The sequence below is a fragment of the Streptomyces sp. NPDC001851 genome (assembly GCF_040297165.1).
Lineage (GTDB): Bacteria > Actinomycetota > Actinomycetes > Streptomycetales > Streptomycetaceae > Streptomyces.
Genome location: NZ_JBEOYR010000002.1, coordinates 292,657 through 315,034, shown reverse-complemented (window position 1 = coordinate 315,034; position 22,378 = coordinate 292,657). Strand labels below are relative to the sequence as shown.

The 22,378-nt window shown below is 71.8% G+C and carries 25 protein-coding genes; 16 read left to right on the top strand and 9 right to left on the bottom strand.

The window, feature by feature from the left end:
* Positions 1 to 86: 86 nt before the first annotated feature.
* Both ABT171_RS04485 and ABT171_RS04480 read right to left on the bottom strand, forming a co-directional pair.
* A complete protein-coding gene (locus ABT171_RS04485) occupies positions 87 to 1,160 on the bottom strand; it encodes a C40 family peptidase (RefSeq protein ID WP_351239703.1) in 1,074 nt (357 codons plus the stop codon).
* A gap of 165 nt (positions 1,161 to 1,325) precedes the next feature.
* Complete coding sequence (locus ABT171_RS04480; RefSeq protein ID WP_351239701.1) at positions 1,326 to 2,138, bottom strand: class I SAM-dependent methyltransferase; 813 nt, start codon at positions 2,136 to 2,138, stop codon at positions 1,326 to 1,328.
* Between the two features lie 176 nt (positions 2,139 to 2,314).
* On the opposite strand from ABT171_RS04480, the gene mshA reads away from it, so the two are divergent.
* Positions 2,315 to 3,652, top strand: coding sequence for a D-inositol-3-phosphate glycosyltransferase (gene mshA, locus ABT171_RS04475; RefSeq protein WP_351239699.1), 1,338 nt, complete (start codon positions 2,315 to 2,317; stop codon positions 3,650 to 3,652).
* Positions 3,645 to 4,187, top strand: a complete 543-nt coding sequence (locus tag ABT171_RS04470) for a type III secretion system chaperone family protein (protein WP_351239697.1) — start codon at positions 3,645 to 3,647, stop codon at positions 4,185 to 4,187. Before mshA ends, ABT171_RS04470 begins: the two co-directional genes overlap by 8 nt.
* Here the strand turns inward: ABT171_RS04470 and ABT171_RS04465 are convergent.
* Positions 4,163 to 4,636, bottom strand: coding sequence for a carboxymuconolactone decarboxylase family protein (locus ABT171_RS04465; RefSeq protein WP_351239695.1), 474 nt, complete (start codon positions 4,634 to 4,636; stop codon positions 4,163 to 4,165). The two genes, ABT171_RS04470 and ABT171_RS04465, sit on opposite strands and share 25 nt — an antisense overlap.
* Positions 4,637 to 5,152: 516 nt before the next feature.
* On the opposite strand from ABT171_RS04465, the gene ABT171_RS04460 reads away from it, so the two are divergent.
* The 3 genes from ABT171_RS04460 to ABT171_RS04450 all read left to right on the top strand — a co-directional run bounded on the left by ABT171_RS04460 (position 5,153) and on the right by ABT171_RS04450 (position 6,064).
* Complete coding sequence (locus ABT171_RS04460) at positions 5,153 to 5,362, top strand: hypothetical protein (RefSeq protein ID WP_351239693.1); 210 nt, start codon at positions 5,153 to 5,155, stop codon at positions 5,360 to 5,362.
* A gap of 159 nt (positions 5,363 to 5,521) precedes the next feature.
* Positions 5,522 to 5,746 (top strand): hypothetical protein, encoded by a 225-nt coding sequence (locus tag ABT171_RS04455; protein ID WP_351239691.1) that lies wholly within the window; start codon positions 5,522 to 5,524, stop codon positions 5,744 to 5,746.
* An 87-nt stretch (positions 5,747 to 5,833) separates the two neighbouring features.
* Positions 5,834 to 6,064: a hypothetical protein gene (locus ABT171_RS04450; protein ID WP_351239689.1), complete on the top strand. Its 231-nt coding sequence runs from the start codon at positions 5,834 to 5,836 to the stop codon at positions 6,062 to 6,064.
* A gap of 74 nt (positions 6,065 to 6,138) precedes the next feature.
* Here the strand turns inward: ABT171_RS04450 and ABT171_RS04445 are convergent, their stop codons facing one another.
* Positions 6,139 to 6,675: a GNAT family N-acetyltransferase gene (locus ABT171_RS04445; RefSeq protein ID WP_351239687.1), complete on the bottom strand. Its 537-nt coding sequence runs from the start codon at positions 6,673 to 6,675 to the stop codon at positions 6,139 to 6,141.
* Between the two features lie 209 nt (positions 6,676 to 6,884).
* On the bottom strand, positions 6,885 to 8,138 hold the full coding sequence (locus ABT171_RS04440) for an MDR family MFS transporter (protein ID WP_351239685.1): 1,254 nt from the start codon (positions 8,136 to 8,138) through the stop codon (positions 6,885 to 6,887).
* Between the two features lie 150 nt (positions 8,139 to 8,288).
* Here ABT171_RS04440 and ABT171_RS04435 point away from each other — a divergent pair, with 150 nt between their 5' ends.
* Together ABT171_RS04435 and ABT171_RS04430 are read left to right on the top strand one after the other, a co-directional pair.
* A complete protein-coding gene (locus ABT171_RS04435; protein ID WP_351239683.1) occupies positions 8,289 to 9,050 on the top strand; it encodes a phosphoglyceromutase in 762 nt (253 codons plus the stop codon).
* A 157-nt stretch (positions 9,051 to 9,207) separates the two neighbouring features.
* Entirely contained in the window at positions 9,208 to 10,002 is a 795-nt protein-coding gene (locus ABT171_RS04430) for a GAF and ANTAR domain-containing protein (protein WP_351239681.1), read from the top strand.
* 84 nt (positions 10,003 to 10,086) lie between these two features.
* On the opposite strand, the gene ABT171_RS04425 is transcribed toward ABT171_RS04430, so the two are convergent.
* On the bottom strand, positions 10,087 to 10,242 hold the full coding sequence (locus tag ABT171_RS04425) for a hypothetical protein (RefSeq protein WP_351239679.1): 156 nt from the start codon (positions 10,240 to 10,242) through the stop codon (positions 10,087 to 10,089).
* Positions 10,243 to 10,405: 163 nt separating this feature from the next.
* Positions 10,406 to 11,095, bottom strand: coding sequence for a phosphate signaling complex protein PhoU (gene phoU / locus ABT171_RS04420; RefSeq protein WP_351239677.1), 690 nt, complete (start codon positions 11,093 to 11,095; stop codon positions 10,406 to 10,408).
* A gap of 180 nt (positions 11,096 to 11,275) precedes the next feature.
* Here phoU and phoR point away from each other — a divergent pair, with 180 nt between their 5' ends.
* Positions 11,276 to 12,535 (top strand): two-component system sensor histidine kinase PhoR, encoded by a 1,260-nt coding sequence (gene phoR, locus ABT171_RS04415; RefSeq protein ID WP_351239675.1) that lies wholly within the window; start codon positions 11,276 to 11,278, stop codon positions 12,533 to 12,535.
* Positions 12,536 to 12,540: 5 nt separating this feature from the next.
* Positions 12,541 to 13,212 (top strand): two-component system response regulator PhoP, encoded by a 672-nt coding sequence (gene phoP, locus ABT171_RS04410; protein WP_503073733.1) that lies wholly within the window; start codon positions 12,541 to 12,543, stop codon positions 13,210 to 13,212.
* 80 nt (positions 13,213 to 13,292) lie between these two features.
* On the opposite strand, the gene ABT171_RS04405 is transcribed toward phoP, so the two are convergent.
* Positions 13,293 to 13,976: a DUF461 domain-containing protein gene (locus ABT171_RS04405; RefSeq protein ID WP_351239673.1), complete on the bottom strand. Its 684-nt coding sequence runs from the start codon at positions 13,974 to 13,976 to the stop codon at positions 13,293 to 13,295.
* A 605-nt stretch (positions 13,977 to 14,581) separates the two neighbouring features.
* Between ABT171_RS04405 and ABT171_RS04400 the strand changes: the two genes are divergently transcribed.
* From ABT171_RS04400 to ABT171_RS04370, 7 genes are all read left to right on the top strand, one after another.
* The gene (locus ABT171_RS04400; RefSeq protein WP_003953493.1) at positions 14,582 to 15,064 is read left to right on the top strand and encodes a CarD family transcriptional regulator; all 483 of its coding nucleotides are present in this window, start codon (positions 14,582 to 14,584) and stop codon (positions 15,062 to 15,064) included.
* 365 nt (positions 15,065 to 15,429) lie between these two features.
* The gene (gene ispD / locus ABT171_RS04395) at positions 15,430 to 16,182 is read left to right on the top strand and encodes a 2-C-methyl-D-erythritol 4-phosphate cytidylyltransferase (RefSeq protein ID WP_351239671.1); all 753 of its coding nucleotides are present in this window, start codon (positions 15,430 to 15,432) and stop codon (positions 16,180 to 16,182) included.
* Positions 16,172 to 16,669 carry a 2-C-methyl-D-erythritol 2,4-cyclodiphosphate synthase gene (ispF, locus tag ABT171_RS04390; protein ID WP_351239670.1) on the top strand — a complete coding sequence of 166 codons (498 nt, stop codon included), beginning with the start codon at positions 16,172 to 16,174 and terminating at the stop codon, positions 16,667 to 16,669. Before ispD ends, ispF begins: the two co-directional genes overlap by 11 nt.
* A 57-nt stretch (positions 16,670 to 16,726) precedes the next feature.
* On the top strand, positions 16,727 to 17,131 hold the full coding sequence (locus tag ABT171_RS04385; protein WP_351239669.1) for a PPOX class F420-dependent oxidoreductase: 405 nt from the start codon (positions 16,727 to 16,729) through the stop codon (positions 17,129 to 17,131).
* 60 nt (positions 17,132 to 17,191) lie between these two features.
* Positions 17,192 to 18,592, top strand: coding sequence for a cysteine--tRNA ligase (cysS, locus tag ABT171_RS04380; RefSeq protein WP_351239668.1), 1,401 nt, complete (start codon positions 17,192 to 17,194; stop codon positions 18,590 to 18,592).
* A 91-nt stretch (positions 18,593 to 18,683) separates the two neighbouring features.
* Positions 18,684 to 19,625 (top strand): 23S rRNA (guanosine(2251)-2'-O)-methyltransferase RlmB, encoded by a 942-nt coding sequence (gene rlmB / locus ABT171_RS04375; protein WP_351239666.1) that lies wholly within the window; start codon positions 18,684 to 18,686, stop codon positions 19,623 to 19,625.
* 128 nt (positions 19,626 to 19,753) lie between these two features.
* A complete protein-coding gene (locus ABT171_RS04370) occupies positions 19,754 to 21,448 on the top strand; it encodes a DoxX family membrane protein (RefSeq protein ID WP_351239664.1) in 1,695 nt (564 codons plus the stop codon).
* Between the two features lie 160 nt (positions 21,449 to 21,608).
* Here the strand turns inward: ABT171_RS04370 and ABT171_RS04365 are convergent, their stop codons facing one another.
* On the bottom strand, positions 21,609 to 22,340 hold the full coding sequence (locus tag ABT171_RS04365; RefSeq protein WP_351239662.1) for a nucleotidyltransferase family protein: 732 nt from the start codon (positions 22,338 to 22,340) through the stop codon (positions 21,609 to 21,611).
* Between the last annotated feature and the right edge of the window lie 38 nt (positions 22,341 to 22,378).

Genomic DNA, 22,378 nt, shown 5'->3' with positions numbered 1-22,378 from the left:
CACCCCGGTTCTGTACGCGGGTTGGGCGTGCGGTGGGTCACAAGGAGGGGGCCGCGCGAGGCGTGTGCGCCGTCACATGACCTGCCTCACGCGTCCGGTCGTACGACCCCCAGGATCGGCATCGAGCCGGCGCCCGCGACCGTCACCGTGCGTCCCGGGCGCGGGGCCTGGATGATCGCGCCGTCGCCGATGTAGAGGGCGACATGGCTGGCGTCGTCGAAGTAGATGACGAGGTCGCCGGGGCGCATGTCCTTGATGTCGACGTGCTTGAGCTGCTGCCACTGCTCCTGCGAGGTGCGCGGGATGGGGTGGCCGGCCGCCGCCCAGGCCTGGGAGGTCAGGCCGGAGCAGTCGTAGGCGTCCGGGCCCTCGGCGCCCCACACATACGGCTTGCCGAGCTGGGCGGTGGCGAACGCGACGGCCTTCTCGCCCTGTGCGGACGCCGCGCCGTGCACCTTCTTGAGGATCCCGGTGTCGAGCCACTTCGTCTGCGCCTTGAGCGCGGCCTGCTCCTCCAGTCTGGCGAGCCGCTCCCTGTCCTTCTTCTCCAGTGCCGATTCGAGCTTCTCGGCGGCGGAGATCTGCTGCTGGATCCTCTTCTTGGCGGCGGCCTTGGCCTTTCGCTCGGTGTCCAGCTTCTTCCACTGCTCGGCGGCGTCGTCGGCGTAGTCCTGCAACTGCTTCTGCGTGCTGGTCAGTTCGCCGATCAGGGACTTCGTGGCCCGCTGGCCCTGGAGCACCAGTCCGGCCCCGTCCAGGACCTGGCCGGGGTCGTCGCTGAGCAGGAACTGGGCGGTGGGCGGCATGCCGCCGGTGCGGTACTGCTCGCGGGCGGCGGCGCCCGCCTGGTTCCTGAGCCCGGCGAGCCGCTGCTGCCCCTGGTCGATCTTCTTCGCCAGCGCGACGATCGCGGCGGACTGCTGCTTCGTCTTCTCCTCGGCCGCGTTGTAGGCGTCGGTGGCGACGGCCGCGTCGTGGTAGAGCCGGTCGAGCTTCTCGCGGACCTGCTCAAGGTCCTTGCCCGGCGGGGGAGTCGGGGAGGTGCTCGGACCCGGGGTCGGTTTCGGGGCGGCGAAGGCCGTGCCGGGCGCACCCAGCACGGTCACCGCGCAGACCACGGTCACGGCGGCCGAGAGAACGCTGCGCTTGCCCCAGCCCATCACAACTCCCCCAAGCTGATTTACCGTCAGTAACTTACGGTGCCCCGGGGATGGTGTCACGCCGCGCCGCAAAGCGACAGAGGCGGGCGGCGCGACGATCTCCCCGCCGGTCTGACGAACGGCGCACGAGGATCGTTCCGCCCCACCGCCACCGAACGGGTGAAATCAGCTCAGCGGCGCCAACGCCTCCCACGCGACGGTCACTTCGCCCTGCCGCCAGCGCGCCGGGGAGTCCGTTACCGGCCAGTCGGCCGTCAGGTCCCGTACCGCGCGCAGCCAGCGCTGGCGGGCGCCGTAGGAGGCGTAGGGCGCGGCGGCGGCCCAGGCGCGGTCGAAGTCCCGCAGGAAGGCGTGCACGGGCTCGCCGGGGACGTTGCGGTGGATCAGCGCCTTCGGCAGCCGCTCGGCGAGGTCGGAGGGCTGCTCCAGGGAGCCCAGCCGGGTGGCGAACGTCACCGTCCTCGGCCCCTCCGGACCGAGCGCCACCCACACGTGCCGCCGCCCGATCTCGTCGCACGTCCCCTCGACCAGCAGCCCGCCGCGCGAGCCGCCGCCCGCCGGGGCGAGCCGTGCGCACAGCCGCGCCCAGACGGCGGCGACCTCCGTCTCGTCGTACTGGCGCAGCACGTTCGCGGCCCGGATGAGCACCGGCCGCCCCGGCACGGGGACCTCGAAGCCGCCGTGCCGGAAGGCGAGCCCCTCCCGCTCGTACGCCTTCGCCGCCGCGACCCGCTCCGGTTCGATCTCGATGCCGACGACGCGTGCGCGGGGAGCGACGGCCGTGAGGCGTCCGAGCAGTTCCACGGCGGTCCAGGGGGCGGCGCCGTAGCCGAGGTCGACGGCCAGGGGATCGCCGGCGCGCCGCAGTTCGCGGCCGTGTGCGGCGGCGATCCAGCGGTCCATGCGCCGCAGCCGGTTGGGGTTGGTGGTCCCGCGCGTCACGGATCCCACGGGGCGGGATGCGGCGCGGGCTGTCATGTGTACGAGGGTAAGGGGAGCCCAGGAGGGGGTGCGGGACCGCACCTCCCGAAGGTAATGATTGGGTAAAGCCCCGTGGCCGGGAAATGGCGGCGCACCCGTCCGATGTTGGACCACCGTGGAGGACGAGGTCGGTCCTCCGCGTCCGGCATGCCCGCAGCAAGGAGGACCGCCACGTGAGCCAGTACGTCAGCAGGCTCGGGCGACGCTCCCCGTCGGCCGCGCCACGGCTCCGTCTGCTCCGCCGGCCCCGACGGGTCGCGATGCTCTCCGTGCACACCTCCCCGCTCCACCAGCCCGGCACCGGCGACGCCGGCGGCATGAACGTCTACATCGTGGAGCTGGCCCAGCGGCTCGCCGCGATCAACATCGAGGTCGAGATCTTCACCCGGGCCACGGCCGGCGGCCTCGCACCCACGGTCCAGCTCGCCCCCGGCGTCCTCGTCCGGCACATCGACGCCGGCCCCTACGAGGGCCTGGCCAAGGAGGAGCTCCCGGCCCAGCTGTGCGCCTTCACGCACGGCGTGATGCAGGTCTGGGCCGGTCACCGCCCAGGCCACTACGACCTCGTGCACTCCCACTACTGGCTCTCCGGCCACGTCGGCTGGCTCGCCGCCCAGCGCTGGGGCGTGCCGCTGGTGCACGCCATGCACACCATGGCCAAGGTCAAGAACGCCAACCTGGCCGACGGCGACACCCCCGAGCCCGCCGCGCGGGTCATCGGCGAGACCCAGATCGTGGCCGCCGCCGACCGGCTCATCGCCAACACGGCCGAGGAGGCCGACGAACTGGTACGGCACTACGCCGCGGACCGCGCCAAGGTCGCCGTCGTCCACCCGGGCGTCAACCTCGACCGCTTCCGCCCGGCCGACGGCCGCGCCGCCGCCCGCGCCCGCCTCGGCCTGCCGCAGGACGCCCTGATCCCGCTCTTCGCGGGCCGTATCCAGCCCCTGAAGGCCCCGGACGTCCTGCTGCGCGCGGTGGCGGTGCTGCTGGACGAGCGCCCGGAGCTCCGCTCCCGCATCCTCGTCCCGGTCGTCGGCGGCCCGAGCGGCAGCGGGCTCGCCAAGCCGGAGGGCCTGCAGAAGCTCGCCGCACGGCTCGGTATCGCGGACGTCGTACGGTTCCACCCGCCGGTCGGGCAGGAGCAGCTCGCGGACTGGTTCCGGGCCGCCTCCGTGCTCGTGATGCCGTCCTACAGCGAGTCCTTCGGCCTGGTCGCCATAGAGGCGCAGGCGGCCGGCACGCCGGTGCTCGCGGCCTCGGTCGGCGGGCTGCCGGTGGCCGTGCGCGACGGCGGCACCGGATTCCTCGTGGACGGCCACGACCCGGCGGACTACGCGCGCGTGCTGCGCCGTTTCGCCGACGAGCCGTCCCTCGCGGCGGGCATGGGCGAGGCCGCCGCGCGCCACGCCCGGTCCTTCGGCTGGGACGCGGCGGCCGCCGCGACCGCCGACGTCTACACGGCCGCGACCCAGTCCCACCGCCGTCGCGTACGCTCCCACCATGGGTGAGGGCGAGAAGGCGGTCGAGCAGGTCCTGGAAGCAGTCCTGAAGGACGCCGAACTGGACTGGGAGAGCCCCCGGCCCGGCACCTACGTGGTCACGCTCCCCGGCACCCGCAAGCTCTCCACGACGGTCTCCTTCCTCGTGGGCCGCCACTCCCTCTCCCTGAACGCCTTCGTCATCCGGCACCCGGACGAGAACGAGGCGGGCGTCCACCGGTGGCTCCTGGAGCGCAACCTCAAGCTGTACGGCGTCGGTTACGCCGTCGACCGCCTCGGTGACATCTACGTCACCGCCCGCCTGCCCCTCGCCTCCGTCACCCCCGACGAGATCGACCGCCTCCTCGGCCAGGTCCTGGAAGCGGCCGACGGCGCCTTCAACACCCTTCTGGAGCTGGGCTTCGCCTCCTCGATCCGCAAGGAGTACGCCTGGCGCGTCTCGCGTGGCGAGTCCACGCGCAACCTGGACGCGTTCAGGCACCTGATCGAAGGCCCCGCCGGCCGGCTGCCGGACGGCCCTCAGCCGAACATGCCGGGCACGTAGTCGCCGGCGGGCTGCCGGACGAGGACGTTGACGCGGTTGTAGGCGTTGATCAGGGCGATCAGCGCGACGAGGGCGGCGAGCTGGTCCTCGTCGTAGTGCTTGGCGGCGTTCGCCCAGACCTCGTCCGGGACGCCGCCGGCCCCGTCGGCGATCCGGGTGCCCTGCTCCGCCAGCTCCAGCGCGGCCCGCTCGGCGTCGCTGAACACCTTGGCCTCCCGCCAGGCCGCGACCAGGTGCAGCCGCTGCGCCGACTCCCCGGCGGCGGCCGCGTCCTTGGTGTGCATGTCGAGACACATCCCGCAGCCGTTGATCTGGCTGGCCCGGATCTTCACCAGCTCCTGCGTCGCGGCCGGCAGGCCGGAGTCCGAGACGGCCTTCCCCGCCGAGTTGATGTACTTGAAGAACTTGGCGGAGACGGCGTTCTCGAAGAGGTTCAGACGAGCGTCCATGATCTGCTCCCGTGGGGTGTCCGGTGTTCCGTGCCTGGTGGCCACACCTCTCTGACGGAACGATCCGGGGGAATGTGACACGGCCGCCTGTGACGCGCGCCATGCGCCGCACAGTGCACTCGGACGGTGTGCCCGCCCGCACCCGGAGAGACCTCGCGCAATCTGCACAGCCCGTCCGCAACTGCGGAGCCGGCGGGTTCCCTTGGTCCGGAGTTGTCCTGGTCGGCGCGGCGCGGGCAAGAGCTGTGGTCCGACCGGGCGCCCCGGCGTGTGGAGAAGCTGCCCCCAAAGCGTGACCGTGCCCGCACGGTTCGGTCACCCGGCGCCGCCAACTGGCCCGGTCCGGGCCCCGGTTGGCTGGATGCCCGGAGCGCTCCGTGATTTGATCGCTCGCGCCGCCGGGATCGCGCCATGGTGTCCTGAAAGGGACGGCGCGCGCCTGCGGTCGCGGCCACCGTCTGTCCCCAGCGGGGCCGCTTTCCCCTGTGGACCATCCATGCGAAGGGCAGTTTCCCCATGAACGCCGCTCACCAGGTGCAGACCCTTGAGATCTCCGACGCCGACCTCGACACCGTCGCCGGCGGCCTGAGCCCCGAGGCCGGCCTGACCGTCGACTCCACCACCGTCAGCAGCGCCGGCGTGCTGTCCCAGCTCGGCGCGGTCCAGGGCGAGGCGCTGGGCGCCCTCGGCCAGTCCCACCAGATCAGCGTCAACGCCGCCCTCTGATCACCCGGATCAGCGCATCCAGCCCCCTGCCCGGCGGAAGTCCCGGGCAGGGGGCTGGTTCACTCGGTCCACCGGCCGGCCCGCCGGCGCCTGCTCCCCCGGCTTCGGTGACCTGAACGGGGACCGCCCAGGACCAGCAGCGACCGGCGCGACTACGACATGCCCACCAGCCCGCGGGATCCCCGGAAGGCGACGCGGGCTCCTGTCCCCGACAACGGCACCGACAACGGCACCGACAACGGCACCGGCACCGGCAGGCTCGCCGACCGAGTGCCGGTCTTCCGCGCCCGGGGCAAGGGCCACCGCCAGGTGCCCGGTGCCGGCGACCCGACCGGCGACGGCCGGGCCGACCCGGCCGCACCCTGTCCTGACGGAGGCCTCTGATCGGGTGCTTGTGTGCACGTCAACGCTTCTCGCACGGGGGCCGGCGGCATACCTCTGACGATCACACACCGATCGAAGGAGATGCTTATGCGTGTACGTGCCGCACTCGGCGCCCTCGCTCTCGCCGGGACCGTTCTGCTCGGAGGCGCGGCCCAGGCCCTGGCCGACGACAACGACGACATGGGCAGCGTCGGAGCCGAGTCCGGGAGCAGTGCGCCGGCCACGTCCGATGCCGATCAGGGCGTGTCCGGCATGGACCAGGACATGCCTGATTTCGGCAAGGTCGGGGGTATCTTCGACCGGCAGTTCGGCCACTGACGGCGGGGCCGTACCTTCCTTCCCCGTTGACGCCCCGCACCGTGATGCTCTCGGTGCGGGGCGCGGGGGTGTGCTCACCTCGGTCCGCCGCCGGACCGCTCCGCGCGGAGCATGGAGAAGATCACCTGGTCGTGCCACTGGCCGCCGCGCCACTGCGCCGAGCGCAGCACGCCCTCCCTGGTGAACCCCGCCTTCTCCAGCGCGCGCTGCTCGGCGAGGTTGGCGCAGTCCGTCCAGGCCTGGAGCCGTTCGGCCCGGGTGTGGTCGAAGAGGTACTCGGCCAGCAGCCGCTGCGCCTCGGTGCCTATGCCGCGGCCGTGCGCGGCCGGCACCAGGCCGATCGCCAGGGTCCAGCAGGTGGAGGTGGCGGGCCGCCCCCAGCTGCCGGCGAACCACTCGACCCGGCCCACCGTACGGCCCGCCTCCGCCACGGACAGCACACCGCCGTCGGGGCCGAGCAGACCGGTCTCCGCGAACCGCCGGCGCAGGCCGGCCGATGAACCGAAGCCGAACCACTGGTACGGGCCGGTTCCCTCCGGGCCGTTGAACTCGCGCTCGAACAGGTCGAGGTCGTCGGCGGTCACCGGGCGCAGAGTGATCTCATCGGACATGGAACGACTCCTGATCCTCTCGGCCACGGGCTTCGGCCTCATGTGGCCGGCGTGGCCAACGGCGTCCGACTCTTCCACACATCGAGCCGCGCGCCTCCGGGATGCCCGGCGGCGCGCGCCCGGAAAGCTCCGCCGGACAGGCGTCCGGAGGTCGAGGTGCGGGCCGAGCTGACCCGACGGGCGGTGGCTCGCAGCCACCGCCCGTCGGGTCAGGCGGCCTGCTCGGACGCGCGCGGCTGCCGTTCCCGCGCAGGGGCCGCCGGCTGCGCGGCCGGCAGGCCGCGCATCAGCACGCCGTACCCCAGCCCGGCCACCGTCCCCACCGCCGCACACATCCCCCACAGCCACTCCGCACCCAGCCGGTCGATGACCGCGCCGGACATCAGCGGTGCGACCAGGCCGGCGACGGACCAGGACAGGGTGTAGACGCCCTGGTAACGGCCGCGCCCGTGCACCGGGGACAGCTGGACCACGAGCCCGGTCTGGGTCGGCGCGTTGACGATCTCGGCGAGGGTCCACACGCAGACGGTGAGCGCGAAGACGCCGACCGAACCGGCGAAGGCGGTGAGCCCGAAGCCGTACCCGGCGAGCACCGAGGAGACCACCAGCAGGGTGCGCGGGTCGCGGTGCTCGATGAAGCGGGTGACCGGGATCTGCAGCGCGACGATCAGGATGCCGTTGACGGCGATGGCGAGGCCGTAGTCGGCGGGCGAGAACCCGGCCCGCCCCATGGCCACCGGCAGTCCCACGGACCCCTGCTGGAAGACCAGCGCGACCAGGAACGACAGCCCGACGACGGCCATGTACCGCCCGTCGCGCAGCACGGTTCCGAGACCGACCTCGGGGCCGGCCTGCCTGGCCGTGGCCGTGGGCCGCGACTCGGGCAGCTTGAGGAAGACGACGACGGCGCAGACGGCCGTCATCCCGGCCTCGATCAGGAACCCGGCGCGATAGCTGAACTCGGCGATGAACCCGGCGGCCGTGGAGGAGACCGCGAACCCGAGGTTGATGGCCCAGTAGTTGAGCGAGAAGGCCCGCACCCGGTCCTCGGGCCGCACGATGTCGGCCATCATCGCCTGCACGGCCGGGCGGGAGGCGTTGGAGGCCATGCCGACGAGGAAGGCGACGGCGGCGATGGCGACGGGGCCGGTCATGAAGCCGAGCAGCGCGACGGAGGCGGCGGTGGCCGACTGGGCGATGAGCAGCGTGGGCCGCCGTCCCAGCCGGTCGGCCATCACCCCGCCCCCCAGCGAGGAGACGACCCCGCCCAGCCCGTGCAGCGAGGCGACGAGACCGGCGTACGAGGCGGAGTAGCCGCGGTCCAGGGTGAGGTACAGGGCCATGAAGGTGGCCACGAACGCGCCGAGCCGGTTGACGAGGGTGCTGGTCCACAGCCACCAGAACTCACGGGGGAGTCCGGAGACGGTCTCCCGGGCGGCACGTCTGAGAGACGTTACGGACATGACAAGACCCCCGACGGTAAGCGGCTCATGCGGCAAGCACAACTTACCGGTGGCGGCTACCGGGGGCCACTCGATTAACAGACGCCGTCAACCGTCCGCCCACTGGCCGGGCCGGGCAGGGCGGCGAACCCGTGGATTACGCTCTTTGCCATGGCCGACGCACCGTACAAGCTGATCCTCCTCCGCCACGGCGAGAGCGAGTGGAACGCGAAGAACCTGTTCACCGGCTGGGTGGACGTCAACCTGAACGAGAAGGGCGAGAAGGAGGCAGTCCGCGGTGGCGAGCTCCTGAAGGACGCCGACCTCCTCCCCGACGTGGTCCACACGTCCCTGCAGAAGCGCGCGATCCGCACGGCCCAGCTGGCCCTTGAGGCCGCGGACCGCCACTGGATCCCGGTCCACCGCAGCTGGCGCCTGAACGAGCGCCACTACGGCGCCCTCCAGGGCAAGGACAAGGCGGCGACGCTGGCCGAGTTCGGCGAGGAGCAGTTCATGCTCTGGCGCCGCTCGTACGACACCCCGCCCCCGCCGCTCGCGGACGACTCCGAGTTCTCCCAGGCGCACGACGCCCGCTACGCGACCATCCCGCCGGAGCTCCGCCCGAAGACGGAGTGCCTGAAGGACGTGGTCGTCCGGATGCTCCCCTACTGGTACGACGGCATCGTCCCCGACCTCCTGGCCGGCCGCACGGTCCTGGTCGCGGCCCACGGCAACTCGCTCCGCGCCCTCGTCAAGCACCTGGACGGCATCTCCGACGCCGACATCGCGGGCCTGAACATCCCGACCGGCATCCCGCTCTCCTACGAGCTCGACGCCGACTTCAAGCCGATCACCCCCGGCGGCACGTACCTCGACCCCGAGGCGGCCGCGGCGGCGATCGAGGCGGTCAAGAACCAGGGCAAGAAGAAGTAGTTTCCGCGATCACGCCCCTGACCCGTGCTTCCGGCGCGGATCAGGGGCGTTTTCACGACAGCGGCCATCGGCAAAAGCGGTACGTCACTTGTCCCAAGCTGGGCACTCGGGCGGTGGAACAGGTCTGCTGAGGACGCGCCGCGAGGGGGTGTCGACCATGCCGCCCGAGACGTCGCGACCGGCCGGTGCCGGACGGTCGCCGGACGATCAGGCACGGCTGTGGGTCACCGAGACGCTCGCCGCCGCAGCGCGGGGTGCCGAAGCCCCCCAGCAGGTGCCGGGCGCGCTCTGCGCGGCCTGCACGCGGCTGCTGCCGATCAGCGGTTCCTCGGTGTCGATCTCCGGCGGGAAGGGCGTATGCGTCACCTGGTGTGCCAGCGACCGGGTCGCCGCCCGGCTCGCCGAGCTGCAGTACACCGTGGGGGACGGGCCCTGCCAGAGCGCGCTCGACCAGGGCGCACCGGTCGTCGCGGCCGACCTCACCGGCGGGGCCGACGCCCGCCGCTGGCCGATCTTCGCGCATGAGGCGGTCGCGCTGGGCGTGCGCGCGGTCTTCTCGCTGCCGCTCGGCGTCGGCGGCGCCGCGATCGGCACCCTCGACCTGTACAGCGAATCCACCGGAGGGCTGACCGAGCGGGACATGCGGACCGCGCTGTGGGTGCGGGACGCCGTCACCTACGCGCTCGTGAGTCTCCAGACGGCCGGCCACCAGGGCGCCGAGGAGGACACGGAGGACGAGGTGGCGTCGTGGGTGGCGGCCTCCGAGGCCGACCACACCGAGGTCTACCAGGCGGTCGGCATGGTGATGGTGCAGCTGGACCTGGACCCCGAGCAGGCCCTGGACCGGCTGCGGGCCCGCGCGTACGTCGACGGCCGCACGGTCAGCCAGGTGGCCCGCGAGGTCCTGGCCCGCAGGCTCCGCTTCGAAGGAACCGGATCCGCCGGCCGGTGACAGCGGTGACAGGGTGACAGCGGTGAACGCAGGCAGGCCGGTGTGAATCGTGTTCACACCGGCCCTACGACGTCGTACCGTCCGTCAGCCGCACTGGCAGGGCGCGCCCGACTGGCACCCGCATCCGCAGCCGGAGCCGCACCCGCACGCGCCGATCAGCGGAAGGCTCGTGACGGACGCGGGCTGTTCGGTCTCGCGCTCCTGCGTGGGGTCGGGCGTGGTGCTGGGGGATTCGGCCATGGGTCCCTCCTAGACGCTGGGGCAGGGGTGCCCTCGTCCATTTCATGCCCGTATCCCCGGGCGCATCAACGGCGCACGGAGGCGCCCAAGCGCCCGCAAGCCGCCCCGGCGCCGATCCCGCCGGCCTCTCGCGGGGCCGTCGGGGCGGGGCGGGGTGTGCGGATCACGCGCCCTCGACGCCCGTCACCGGCTGGATGTCCTGCTGGAGTTCGTCCGCGTGCTCGCCCGTGACCAGGTAGACGACGCGCTTGGCGACGGCCACGGCGTGGTCGGCGTAGCGCTCGTAGTAGCGGCCGAGGAGGGTGACGTCCACCGCCGTCTCGATGCCGTGCTTCCAGCGCTCGTCGATCAGGTGCTGGAACAGCGTGCGGTGCAGCAGGTCCATCTCGTCGTCGTCCTGCTCCAGCTGCAGCGCGAGGTCGATGTCCTTCGTGATGATGACCTCGGCCGCCTTCGCCATCAGGCGCTGCGCGAGCTGGCCCATCTCCAGGATGGTCGCGTGCAGGTCCTGGGGGACGGCCCGCGCGGGGAAGCGCAGGCGCGCCAGCTTCGCCACGTGCTGGGCCAGGTCGCCGGACCGCTCCAGGTCGGCGGACATCCGCAGGGAGGTGACGACGATCCGCAGGTCGGTCGCCACCGGCTGCTGCCGGGCGAGCAGGGCTATCGCCCGCGCCTCCAGGTCGTGCTGCAGCTCGTCGACCTTCTGGTCGGCCTCGATCACGCTCTCGGCCAGCTTCAGGTCGGCGTCCAGGATGGCGGTCGTGGCGCGCCCGATCGCCGACCCGACCAGCCGGGTCATCTCCACCAGACCGTCGCCGATCGAGTCAAGTTCCTCGTGGTACGCGTCCCGCATCAGGGTTCCCTCTCATAGGTGTGCTTGGTCCCCACGCTCCCACGTTCTGCCCCGCACGCGTCCGTTTCCGCCACCCCAAATGAACCAATCCTGGCTCCAAGGTGAACTCTGGGCGACGAGTGTCCGAGGTCCCACCTCGACGGCTGGGGTCATGTCGTACCCCCTGCTTAACCTGGAGGCATGGACGTGAACGCGGCGGTCGCCGCAGCGGCAGCGATCGCCGGGGTGCTCACCGGCGTCATCGCCATGCTGGCGTTCCGCTGGAGCGAACGCGACCAGAAGCGACCGACCAGGACTTCCTTGCACACCGATCCCGTACTCCCGCCCGGCGTGGACACCGTACTGTCCGTGCTCCGCTCCTCGGCCGTCGTCCTCGACGAGGCCGACACCGTCGTCAAGGCCAGCTCCGCCGCCTACGCCCTCGGGCTGGTCCGGGGCGGCAAGCTCTCCGTCGAACCGATGCTCCAGATGGCCCGGGACACCAGACGGGACGGGGAGATACGGCAGGTCGAGCTGGACCTGCCCCGGCGCGGCACCGGACGCGGCGAGGCCCTCGCGGTCTCCGCGCGGGTGGCCCCGCTCGGCTCCCGCCTGGTCCTGCTGCTGGTCGAGGACCTGACCGAGGCCAGGAGGATCGAGGCCGTACGGCGCGACTTCGTGGCCAATGTGAGCCATGAGCTGAAGACGCCCGTCGGCGCGCTCTCCCTCCTCTCCGAGGCGGTCATGGACGCCTCCGACGACCCCGAGGCCGTGCAGCGCTTCGCGGGCCGCATGCAGATCGAGGCGACCCGGCTGACCAACCTGGTCCAGGAGCTGATCGACCTCTCCCGGGTGCAGAACGACGACCCGCTGGAGGACGCCGAGCCCGTCCGCGTGGACGAGCTGGTCGCCGAGGCCATCGACCGCTGCCGTCACCAGGCCGGCACCAAGCAGATCACCATGGCCGCCGGAGGCACCGAGGACCTGGCCGTCTGGGGCAACCGGGGCCAGCTGGCCGCCGCCCTCGGCAACCTGGTCGAGAACGCCGTGAACTACTCCCCGGCCCGCACCCGGGTCGGCATAGCCGCCCGCCGGATCACCGCCCCGGGCGGCGACCTGATCGAGCTGGCCGTGACGGACCAGGGCATCGGCATCTCCGAGAAGGACAAGGAGCGCATCTTCGAGCGCTTCTACCGCGTCGACCCGGCCCGCTCCCGGCAGACCGGCGGCACCGGCCTGGGGCTGGCGATCGTCAAGCACGTGGTCGCCTCGCACGGCGGGGAGGTCACGGTCTGGAGCGCCGAAGGCCAGGGCTCCACGTTCACCCTCAGGCTGCCGGAGGCGGGCGCGGCCCGCGACCGCGCGCAACAGCACCCCGACCTCGACGAAGAAGACGAGGACGGCGGCGCCCCCGACTCATCCCCGTACGAACCGCTTCCCGCCCCGGAGGTCCTTCCGTGACCCGAGTGCTCGTCGTCGAGGACGAGGAGTCCTTCTCCGACGCCCTGTCGTACATGCTCCGCAAGGAGGGCTTCGAGGTGGCCGTGGCGGCCACCGGCCCCGACGGACTCGACGAGTTCGAGCGCAACGGCGCCGACCTCGTCCTCCTCGACCTGATGCTGCCGGGCCTGCCCGGCACGGAGGTGTGCCGCCAGCTGCGCGGCCGCTCCAACGTCCCCGTGATCATGGTGACGGCCAAGGACAGCGAGATCGACAAGGTCGTCGGCCTGGAAATAGGAGCCGACGACTACGTCACCAAGCCCTTCTCCTCGCGCGAGCTGGTGGCCCGTATCCGGGCCGTGCTGCGCCGCCGGGGCGAGCCGGAGGAGGTCACCCCGGCCGCGCTGGAGGCGGGCCCGGTCCGTATGGACGTCGACCGCCACGTGGTGACGGTCGGCGGCTCCAAGGTCGACCTTCCGCTCAAGGAGTTCGACCTGCTGGAGATGCTGCTGCGCAACGCCGGCCGGGTGCTGACCCGCATGCAGCTCATCGACCGCGTCTGGGGCGCCGACTACGTGGGCGACACCAAGACCCTCGACGTCCACGTCAAGCGGTTGCGCGCCAAGATCGAACCGGACCCGGGCGCGCCTCGGTACCTGGTGACGGTGCGCGGCCTGGGGTACAAGTTCGAGCCGTAGGCCGTAGGCCGTACGCACGGCGCTACGACGAAGGGCGGCACCCCGCGCAGGGGTGCCGCCCTTCGTTCACACCTCGGTGCTCAGCGGCCGGCCGCCGACTGGGAGGCGGAGTCGCTCGGGGTGGCGCCGGTGCTCGCGGTGCCGCTCGCCGTGTCGCTCGGGGAGGACGACGGGCCGGTCTTGCCGCTCTTGTGCGGCTTGCCGCTCGCGGAGGCGCCCGGCGCGGGGGAGTTCGTCGCCGGGCCGGACGGGATCTGGCTCGGGCCCCACTTGTCGAAGTAGCTGGTGGCCGGCACCACGTAGGCGCGCAGGCTCACGTCACCGGTCGTGCTGAAGGTGAAGGTGACCTTCTGCGCGTTGCCGTCCTGGACGGACTGGCGGCCGTTGGGGATCTCGGCGGAGGCGTTGCCCTTGCCGCCGATGACCAGGGAGCCGTGCGCCGGGACGGTCAGGTCGCCGCCCTTGGCCGGGGTCAGCTTCACGGTCTCGCTGCTGCCCGGGATGGCGATGGACTGGAGGGTCTGCGGGTCCTTGCCCATGTTGAACAGGGTCGCGGAGATCACGGCCGGGCCCGTCGACTTCAGGTCGGGCTGGGTGATGACCAGGGCGTTCTGGACCTTGATGTCGCCGACGCTGGTCGCCGCGTTGTCCGGCTTGACTTCCAGGGTCTGCGAGTTGTTTCCGGCGCCGCAGGCGGCGAGCGAGGCGATCGAGAAGACGATGGCGGAGGCGGCGAGGGCGCCGCGTCGAAGGCTGCTGCTCACGGCGGCGGCAACTCCTTGAACGCGCGGGCGGCTCCCCTTATAAAGCCACCCTAAGTGTCTGTCAGCGGCCTTAGGTTACCGAGCCGTTCCCGGGCGCCCGCACCCGACCCTCCCCGAGCCTCCCGCTTCCCTCCTGCTGGGGGTACCGCGGAACGCTCGTCACTCTGGTCACAACTGACCCTCCAGTCACTTTGCCGGGCGCTCGTCCGCCATTCACATAACCGCTCGCAAAATTTCCGTGAAGGAATGTGCGACGGACCTCGATATTGATCGCGCTCCCCCCTGCCCGACGGTCGTTGATCAATTCCGGAATCGGCTCGGATCGGCCTCGGGTCACCGAACGGAGTAGCGGAAGTCGCACGCTTGGAACCGGACAAAACGGGATGTTCCTCCGGTTGGAGGCGGCTCCGGAAGTGTGTACCGTACGCGTTTCTCCTCGCCCGAAGAGCCCCTCCGACCTGCGAATTCCTCGTTCCGCCGGGCCCGGGAAGCACGTTCCTGTCGCAGTTGTCAAGCCCCGAGATATGCCCTGACCTGCGAAAACGCCATTCAGAAGACGCCGTATCCGTGTTACCCTGGATAGCCACGGAAGGGGTACCTGTCACATGACGTTCAAGGTTGGCGACACCGTGGTCTATCCCCATCACGGGGCCGCGCTGATCGAGGCCATCGAAACTCGCCAGATCAAAGGCGTGGACAAGACCTACTTGGTGCTGAAGGTCGCCCAGGGTGACCTGACGGTACGTGTGCCAGCGGACAATGCGGAGTTCGTCGGCGTACGTGATGTGGTCGGTCAGGACGGGCTGGACCGGGTCTTCGAGGTGCTGCGCGCGCCGTACGCCGAGGAGCCCACGAACTGGTCGCGTCGCTACAAGGCAAACCTGGAGAAGCTCGCCTCCGGCGATGTCATCAAGGTCGCGGAGGTCGTGCGTGACCTGTGGCGCCGCGAGCGCGAACGCGGACTGTCCGCCGGCGAGAAGCGCATGCTCGCCAAGGCCCGCCAGATCCTGGTGAGCGAGCTGGCTCTCGCGGAGAACACGAACGAGGACAAGGCCGAAGCCCTGCTCGACGAGGTGCTCGCCTCCTGACGCGCCACGGCAGCGATCCCTCGCTTCCGCCACGCACAGCACGGTAAATGCCGCGGTGCCCGATGACACTGATCCTGTCGCCGGGCGCTGCGGCATGTTCGTACCCGCGCGTCCGTACTCAGGGCGCCGGATCCCGGAAAGCCCCGCTCGCCCCTGCTCTTCCCCGTTCTCCGGGCTCTACCGTGGTCTTCGGAAAGCCCCGCTCTTCGGAAAGCCCCGAGAAGCAAGCGGCCCCCCTGCTTGATGTGCCGGGCCCGGGCAGATGGCTCGACCAGGGTCACGGAAGGGTCCGGTCAAGGCGTCGCGCCCGGCACTCCTCCAGGCCATACCCACCTCGGTCGAGCACACAAACCTGACAGGAACCGATGTCTGACGAATCGCGCCCTTCACCCGCGCCGGCCCCCGTCGCCGCCGTGATTCCCGCCGCCGGACGGGGCGTACGCCTCGGTCCGGGCGCCCCCAAGGCGCTGCGCGCGCTGAACGGCACACCCATGCTGATCCACGCGGTCCGCGCGCTCGCCGCGTCCCGCCATGTCTCCCTGGTGATCGTCGTGGCCCCGCCGGACGGCGCCGCCGAGGTCAAATCCCTCCTCGACGCACACGCGCTCCCCGAGCGCACCGACTTCCTGGTCGTCCCGGGCGGGGACAGCCGGCAGGAATCGGTCAGGCTCGGCCTGGACGCGCTGCCGCCCGCATACGGCGTCGTCCTCGTCCACGACGCGGCCCGCCCCCTGGTCCCGGTCGACACGGTCGACGCGGTCATCGAGGCCGTACGCGACGGCGCCCCCGCCGTCGTCCCCGCGCTGCCGCTCGCCGACACCGTCAAGGAGGTCGAGCCCGCGGCCGTCGCCGGCGACCCGGAACCGGTCGTCGCCACCCCCGAACGGGCCCGCCTCCGCGCCGTCCAGACACCCCAGGGCTTCGACCGCGCGACCCTGGTCCGCGCCCACGAGACCGTCACCGCGGGCGTCACCGACGACGCGAGCATGGTCGAACAGCTGGGCCTGACGGTCGTCGCCGTCCCCGGTCACGAGGAGGCCTTCAAGGTCACCCGCCCGCTCGACCTGGTCCTCGCCGAGGCGGTCCTCGCCCGCAGGAGGCTCAACGATGGCTTCTGAGCGGCCGCTGATCCTCCCCCAGGTCGGCATCGGCACCGACATCCACGCCTTCGAGGAGGGCCGCGACCTGTGGTGCGCGGGCCTGAAGTGGGAGGGCGAGGGGCCCGGCCTGGCCGGGCACTCCGACGCGGACGTCGTCGCCCACGCCGCATGCAACGCCCTCTTCTCCGCCGCCGGACTCGGTGACCTGGGACAGCACTTCGGCACCGGCCGCCCCGAGTGGTCGGGCGCCTCCGGGACCACCCTGCTCACCGAGGCGGCCCGGATCGTCCGCGAGGCCGGCTTCACCATCGGCAACATCGCCGTCCAGGTGGTCGGCCCCCGCCCGAAGATCGGCAAGCGGCGCGACGAGGCCCAGAAGATCCTCTCCGAGGCGGCCGGCGCGCCCGTCTCCGTCTCCGGCGCCACCACGGACGGCCTCGGCTTCCCGGGCCGCGAGGAGGGGCTGATGGCGGTGGCGACCGCACTCGTGGTGCGGTCGGGCTGAGGGCGTGCGAGGGTACCCCCACGACCACCAGTGATCCCTGGACTCCGGAGGGTGCCCATGTCCGCCGTACTGTCCGACCGCCTGAAGTCCCTGCTCGACGGCAAGGTGTTCATCGTCGTCGGCACCGTCCAGCCCGACGGCAGCCCGCAGCTGTCACCGGTCTGGGTGAAGCGCGACGGCGACGACCTCCTCTTCTCCACCACGGTCGACCGCCGCAAGTACAAGAACCTGGCCCGCGAGCCCCGGGTGACGGTCGTCGTGATGAACCCCGACCAGCCCTACGAGTACGCCGAGATCCGCGGCACCGCCGCGATGACGACCGAGGGCGGCCCGGAGCTCATCGACGAACTGAGCGAGAAGTACACCGGCAAGAAGTACGCGGACTTCAACCCCGCCTCGGCCCAGGACGCCCAGCGGGTGGTCGTACGGATCAGCCCGCGGAAGGTGCTCGGGATGCTGTGAGGCCCCGGCATTGCGGGGAAGGGGCGTGAGGCACCCTCTCGCGCCCACTACCCTGGAGTGGTGACCATTCGCCTGTACGACACCAGCGCCCGGCAGATCCGTGACTTCACCCCGCTCAAGCCGGGTTGTGTCTCGATCTACCTGTGTGGCGCCACCGTGCAGGCGGCACCGCACATCGGGCACATCCGCTCGGGGCTCAACTTCGACATCATGCGCCGCTGGTTCCAGTACCGCGGCTACGAGGTGACGTTCATCCGGAACGTCACCGACATCGACGACAAGATCATCGCCAAGGCCCATGAGCAGGGCCGGCCCTGGTGGTCGATCGGGTACGACAACGAGCGCGCCTTCAACGAGGGCTACACCGCGCTCGGCTGCCTGCCGCCGACGTACGAGCCGCGCGCCACCGGCCACATCACCGAGATGGTCGAGATGATGCAGCGCCTCATCGAGCGCGGGCACGCCTACGCCGCCGACGGCAACGTCTACTTCGACGTACGGTCCTTCCCGTCCTACCTCCAGCTGTCCCGGCAGGAGCTGGACAACCTGCTGCAGCCGTCCGGCGAGGGCGAGACGGGCAAGCGGGACCCGCGTGACTTCGCGATGTGGAAGGCTGCCAAGCCGGGTGAGCCGACGTGGCCGACGCCCTGGGGAGAAGGCCGGCCCGGCTGGCACCTGGAGTGCTCGGCGATGGCGCACAAGTACCTCGGCTCCGCCTTCGACATCCACGGCGGCGGACTCGACCTGATCTTCCCGCACCACGAGAACGAGATCGCCCAGGCCAAGGCCTACGGCGACGACTTCGCGCAGTACTGGGTGCACAACGCCTGGGTGACCATGGCCGGCGACAAGATGTCCAAGTCGCTCGGCAACAGCGTGCTGGTGAGCGAGATGGTCAGGCAGTGGCGGCCCGTCGTGCTGCGCTACTACCTGGGCACCCCGCACTACCGCTCGATGATCGAGTACAGCGAGGAGTCGCTGCGCGAGGCCGAGTCGGCGTTCGCGCGGATCGAGGGCTTCGTGCAGCGGGTCACCGAGCTGGCCGGGAAGGCCGTCGAGCCGGCCGCCGAGGTCCCGCCCGCGTTCGCCGAGGCGATGGACGACGACCTGGGTGTCCCGCAGGCCCTCGCCGTGGTGCACACCACCGTCCGGCAGGGCAACAGCGCGCTGGCCGCCGACGACAAGGAGGCCGCCGTGGCCCGGCTCGCCGAGGTGCGGGCCATGCTCGGCGTCCTCGGCATGGACCCGCTCGACGCGCAGTGGGCGGGGGAGTCCGGCCAGGCCGAGGATCTGCACGGCGTGGTCGACAGCCTCGTCCGCCTGGTCCTCGACCAGCGCGAGTCCGCCCGCGCCCGCAAGGACTGGGCCACCGCCGACGCCATCCGCGACCAGCTGGGCCAGTCGGGCCTGGTCATCGAGGACAGCCCGCAGGGCCCGCGCTGGACCCTGGGCCCGCGCTGAGCACCGGCCCTTGATCGATTGTGCCGCCCGGCCCCCCGGGCGGCACACTGCATAGACGTACGCACACTTTTTCGCAGAGAACAGGTAGGTCATGGCCGCGAACAACCGTCGCATGTCCGGCAAGAAGGGCGCGCAGGTCGGCAGTGGCGGCCAGCGGCGCAAGGGCCTGGAGGGCAGGGGGCCGACCCCGCCCGCCGAGATGCGCAAGGGCCACAAGAAGAACCGCATCGCCACGGCCAAGGCGAAGCAGGCCGCGCGCCGCCCCGTGGCCCGGGGCCGCGGCGGCAAGTCGGCCTCCGAGCTGGTCGTCGGCCGCAACCCGGTCGTCGAGGCGCTCCGCGAGGGCGTCCCCGCCTCGACCCTCTACGTCCAGCAGTTCATCGACAACGACGAGCGCGTCCGCGAGGCCCTCCAGCTCGCCGCCGAGCGCGGCGGCATCAACCTGATGGAGGCCCCGCGCCCCGAGCTGGACCGCATGACGAACGGCCTCAACCACCAGGGCCTGGTCCTGCAGGTCCCGCCGTACGAGTACGCGCACCCCGAGGACCTGCTCGACGCCGCCGCCGACGAGGGCGAGGACCCGCTGGTCGTCGCGCTGGACGGGGTCACCGACCCGCGCAACCTCGGCGCGGTCGTCCGCTCCGTCTCCGCCTTCGGCGGTCATGGCGTGGTCGTGCCCGAGCGCCGCTCGGCCGGCATGACCGCCGGCGCCTGGAAGACCTCCGCCGGTACGGCCGCCCGCACCCCGGTCGCCCGCGCCACCAACCTCACCCGGACCCTGGAGGCCTACAAGAAGGCCGGCGTCACGGTGGTCGGCCTGGCGGCGGACGGCGAAGTCGAGCTCGGTGACCTGGAGGCGCTGGAGGGCCCCGTCGTCATCGTCGTCGGCAGCGAGGGCAAGGGCCTGTCCCGCCTCGTCGGCGAAACCTGCGACTTCCGCGTGCGCATCCCCATGCCGGGTGGCGCCGAGTCGCTCAACGCCGGTGTCGCGGCCGGCATCGTCCTGTACGAGGCGGCCAGCAGGCGGAGCTGAACAACCGTCCGCAGCTTCACCCGGGCGGGGGAATTCCGGCGCCCATATGGCGTTCGAGGCGGCTTTGACGGGGTCCGGACACATCAGCCCCGTCAAAGCAGTGTCCTAACACCACGTCACTCGGTTAGATGCGTGTGGACACCAGAACACCCCGCACACCCACGGGGGACCGCTCGTCGGGATACGACGACGCTCCCGCGCTGAGCATGGTGAAGGTGCCGAGCGATCCGGCGCAGGTCATCGTCAATCACGTCAGCTTCCGCGTGCAGCTGGGCGCGTCGGCGAGGCGCGCCCAATCCCCGCGGATCGCCCGGCTCCTGAGTGCCGCCCAGGACAGCTCCCGCATGCCCGTCGTGGGCGCCGCGGGCGGGGCCGGCACCACCGGCCGACGCCGCCCCGTCGTGTGGAGCGGCAAGTCCGCCCCCGACGACACCGGCGCCCACCGGCTCCTCCAGGCCGTGCGGGGCAGCAGCGTCCGCCACGCCGAAGAGCCCGAGGCCGGAGCCACCCAGGTCATCCCGCGCGTCCAGACCGGCTACGCCGACACCTACGACGAGCTGGACCAGACCGTCGAGACCCCCGTCGTCGGCCACCAGCGCACCGCCCCCGACGCCGACGGCACCCGCCTGCTGCCGCACATGCGCACGGTGAGCGGCGCCTATGACGACCCCCCTTACCAGGACGCCGACCGGGAGCCGTACGACGGTCACGACGACCACGACGGCTACGAGGACCGCGACGGCGACGACGGCTACGACGACGCGTCCGAGCCCGACACCGCCCGGGGCACCCGGCGCCACGCGGACGACCCGTCCCGGCACGCCTACTACCCCGGCCGCCGGATGAACCTCGGCGTGGTCCTGCTCCCGCTGCGCATCTTCCTGGGCTTCATCTCCATCTACGCCGGCATGGGCAAGCTGTGCGACCCCGTCTACTTCGACGGCGGCAAGCGCGGGTCCATGGTCAAGTGGCTCAACACCCTGCACCCGTGGGACGTGGCCGAACCGCTGCGCCAGTTCGCCCTGCACCACCCGGTCGGCTCCGGCCTGGTCATCGCGTTCCTCCAGGTGGTCGTCGGTGTCCTGACCGTGCTGGGCTGCTGGCAGCGGGTGGCCGCGGTGGTCGGTGCCCTGCTCTCCGCCGCGCTGATCGTCACCGTCAGCTGGGAGACGGTCCCCGCCTACGACGCCCCCGACATCATCTACCTCGCCGCCTGGTCCCCGCTGATCATCGCCGGTGCCCCCGTCTACTCCGTGGACGGCCGCATCGCGGCGAGCGCCTGGCGCCGCCTCGGACCCCGCGCCGACATCTGGGACCTGCGCCAGTACGTCCTGCGCCGCGGCGCGCTGATCACCGTCGTCACGGTCGGCCTCACCCTGCTGGTCGGCTCCCTGCTCGGCGGCGCCGTCCGCGACTCCAGCCGCGTGGTCGTCCCCGGCCCCGGCGAGGCCCCCCGCAACAACCTCCCCGGTTCCCCGCTCCCGCAGAACACCGGCAGCCGGAACAAGAAGACACCACCGGCCTCCAGCTCGCCCACGGGCGGCGCCACGGCCGGCGCGAGCCCGTCCGGCGCGGCGACGACCCCGGGCGCGACCAAGGCCGCCGGCGGTACGACCGCGGCCCCCAGCCAGACCCAGGGCACCATGGGCCAGACCCCGCCCCGCCAGTCCGCCCCGACCGGCGGCGCCCCCAGCACCACGGCCGGCCCCACCGGCACCGGCGGCACGTCGACCGGGGGCAGCTCGTCCTCGGGCGGTTCGAGCAGCTCCGGCGGCAACGCGTCCGGCGGCCAGGAGGGCCTGGTGGGCGGCCTGCTCGGCTAACCGCTGCAAGAAGGAAGGCCCCGTACCAGTGGAGGTACGGGGCCTTTTCGATGCCGAGGCCGTTTCGATGCCGAGGCCGGAACCTGCCCAGGAGCGCGAGGAACTGCGCGAGCAACCACGACGCACCCGCAGCCGGCACTCGACCGTCTTCGCGGAACTGTCAGCGACCCGAGGCCGCCAGCTCCTTGGCCGCCTCCGTCAGGTCCTTCGCCGTGTCGATGGCCCGCCAGTACGCCCCCTGGGGAATCGGGAACCCGAAAAGCCTCCGCTCCCGGGCCAGCCCCGGAAACGTCGTCCGCTCGTGATCCCCCCGCTCGGGCAGCAACTCCGCGAACTCGGGCGAGAAGACATACACACCCGCGTTGATCTCGAACGTCGACGGCGGAGCCTCGATGAAGTCGGTGATGTGCCCGAACCCGTCGGTCTTCACCGCACCCCAGGGGATACGCGGCCGGGCCAGGGCCAGGGTCGCGACGGCGTCCCGCTCGGTGTGGAAGTCGGCCATGTCCCGCAGGGAGAAGCGGGTCCAGATGTCGCCGTTCGTGGCGTACCAGGGCCGGTCGGGGCGGGGAAGGTGCGCGGCGGCGTACTTGAGGCCGCCGCCACGGCCGAGGGGTTCGGCCTCCACCACGGTGGTGACGGAGACGGGCAGGTCGGCGGAGTCCAGCCACTTCTGCAGGACGTCGGCGAGGTGGCCGCAGGAGACCACGACGTCGGTCACGCCTTCCTCGGCGAGCCAGGTCAGCTGGTGGCCGATGATCGGAGTGCCCGTGCCGGGGATCTCGACCATCGGCTTGGGCCGGTCGTCGGTGTAGGGACGCAGCCGGGAGCCCTGGCCACCGGCCAGGACCACGGCTTGGGTGGGGCGCGACGCGGCGTTCGGATGGGTCATGACCGCACTGTACGTGGCGCCCCGCCCGGACCGGCCGG

Coding starts and splice junctions, on each gene's coding strand:
- ABT171_RS04485 (WP_351239703.1), bottom strand. CDS start 1,160: ATGGGCTGGGGCAAGCGCAGCGTTCTCTCGGCCGCCGTGACCGTGGTC.
- ABT171_RS04480 (WP_351239701.1), bottom strand. CDS start 2,138: ATGACAGCCCGCGCCGCATCCCGCCCCGTGGGATCCGTGACGCGCGGG.
- ABT171_RS04470 (WP_351239697.1), top strand. CDS start 3,645: ATGGGTGAGGGCGAGAAGGCGGTCGAGCAGGTCCTGGAAGCAGTCCTG.
- ABT171_RS04465 (WP_351239695.1), bottom strand. CDS start 4,636: ATGGACGCTCGTCTGAACCTCTTCGAGAACGCCGTCTCCGCCAAGTTC.
- ABT171_RS04460 (WP_351239693.1), top strand. CDS start 5,153: ATGAACGCCGCTCACCAGGTGCAGACCCTTGAGATCTCCGACGCCGAC.
- ABT171_RS04455 (WP_351239691.1), top strand. CDS start 5,522: ATGCCCACCAGCCCGCGGGATCCCCGGAAGGCGACGCGGGCTCCTGTC.
- ABT171_RS04450 (WP_351239689.1), top strand. CDS start 5,834: ATGCGTGTACGTGCCGCACTCGGCGCCCTCGCTCTCGCCGGGACCGTT.
- ABT171_RS04445 (WP_351239687.1), bottom strand. CDS start 6,675: ATGTCCGATGAGATCACTCTGCGCCCGGTGACCGCCGACGACCTCGAC.
- ABT171_RS04440 (WP_351239685.1), bottom strand. CDS start 8,138: ATGTCCGTAACGTCTCTCAGACGTGCCGCCCGGGAGACCGTCTCCGGA.
- ABT171_RS04435 (WP_351239683.1), top strand. CDS start 8,289: ATGGCCGACGCACCGTACAAGCTGATCCTCCTCCGCCACGGCGAGAGC.
- ABT171_RS04430 (WP_351239681.1), top strand. CDS start 9,208: ATGCCGCCCGAGACGTCGCGACCGGCCGGTGCCGGACGGTCGCCGGAC.
- ABT171_RS04425 (WP_351239679.1), bottom strand. CDS start 10,242: ATGGCCGAATCCCCCAGCACCACGCCCGACCCCACGCAGGAGCGCGAG.
- phoU (WP_351239677.1), bottom strand. CDS start 11,095: ATGCGGGACGCGTACCACGAGGAACTTGACTCGATCGGCGACGGTCTG.
- phoR (WP_351239675.1), top strand. CDS start 11,276: ATGGACGTGAACGCGGCGGTCGCCGCAGCGGCAGCGATCGCCGGGGTG.
- ABT171_RS04400 (WP_003953493.1), top strand. CDS start 14,582: ATGACGTTCAAGGTTGGCGACACCGTGGTCTATCCCCATCACGGGGCC.
- ispD (WP_351239671.1), top strand. CDS start 15,430: ATGTCTGACGAATCGCGCCCTTCACCCGCGCCGGCCCCCGTCGCCGCC.
- ispF (WP_351239670.1), top strand. CDS start 16,172: ATGGCTTCTGAGCGGCCGCTGATCCTCCCCCAGGTCGGCATCGGCACC.
- ABT171_RS04385 (WP_351239669.1), top strand. CDS start 16,727: ATGTCCGCCGTACTGTCCGACCGCCTGAAGTCCCTGCTCGACGGCAAG.
- rlmB (WP_351239666.1), top strand. CDS start 18,684: ATGGCCGCGAACAACCGTCGCATGTCCGGCAAGAAGGGCGCGCAGGTC.
- ABT171_RS04370 (WP_351239664.1), top strand. CDS start 19,754: ATGCGTGTGGACACCAGAACACCCCGCACACCCACGGGGGACCGCTCG.
- ABT171_RS04365 (WP_351239662.1), bottom strand. CDS start 22,340: ATGACCCATCCGAACGCCGCGTCGCGCCCCACCCAAGCCGTGGTCCTG.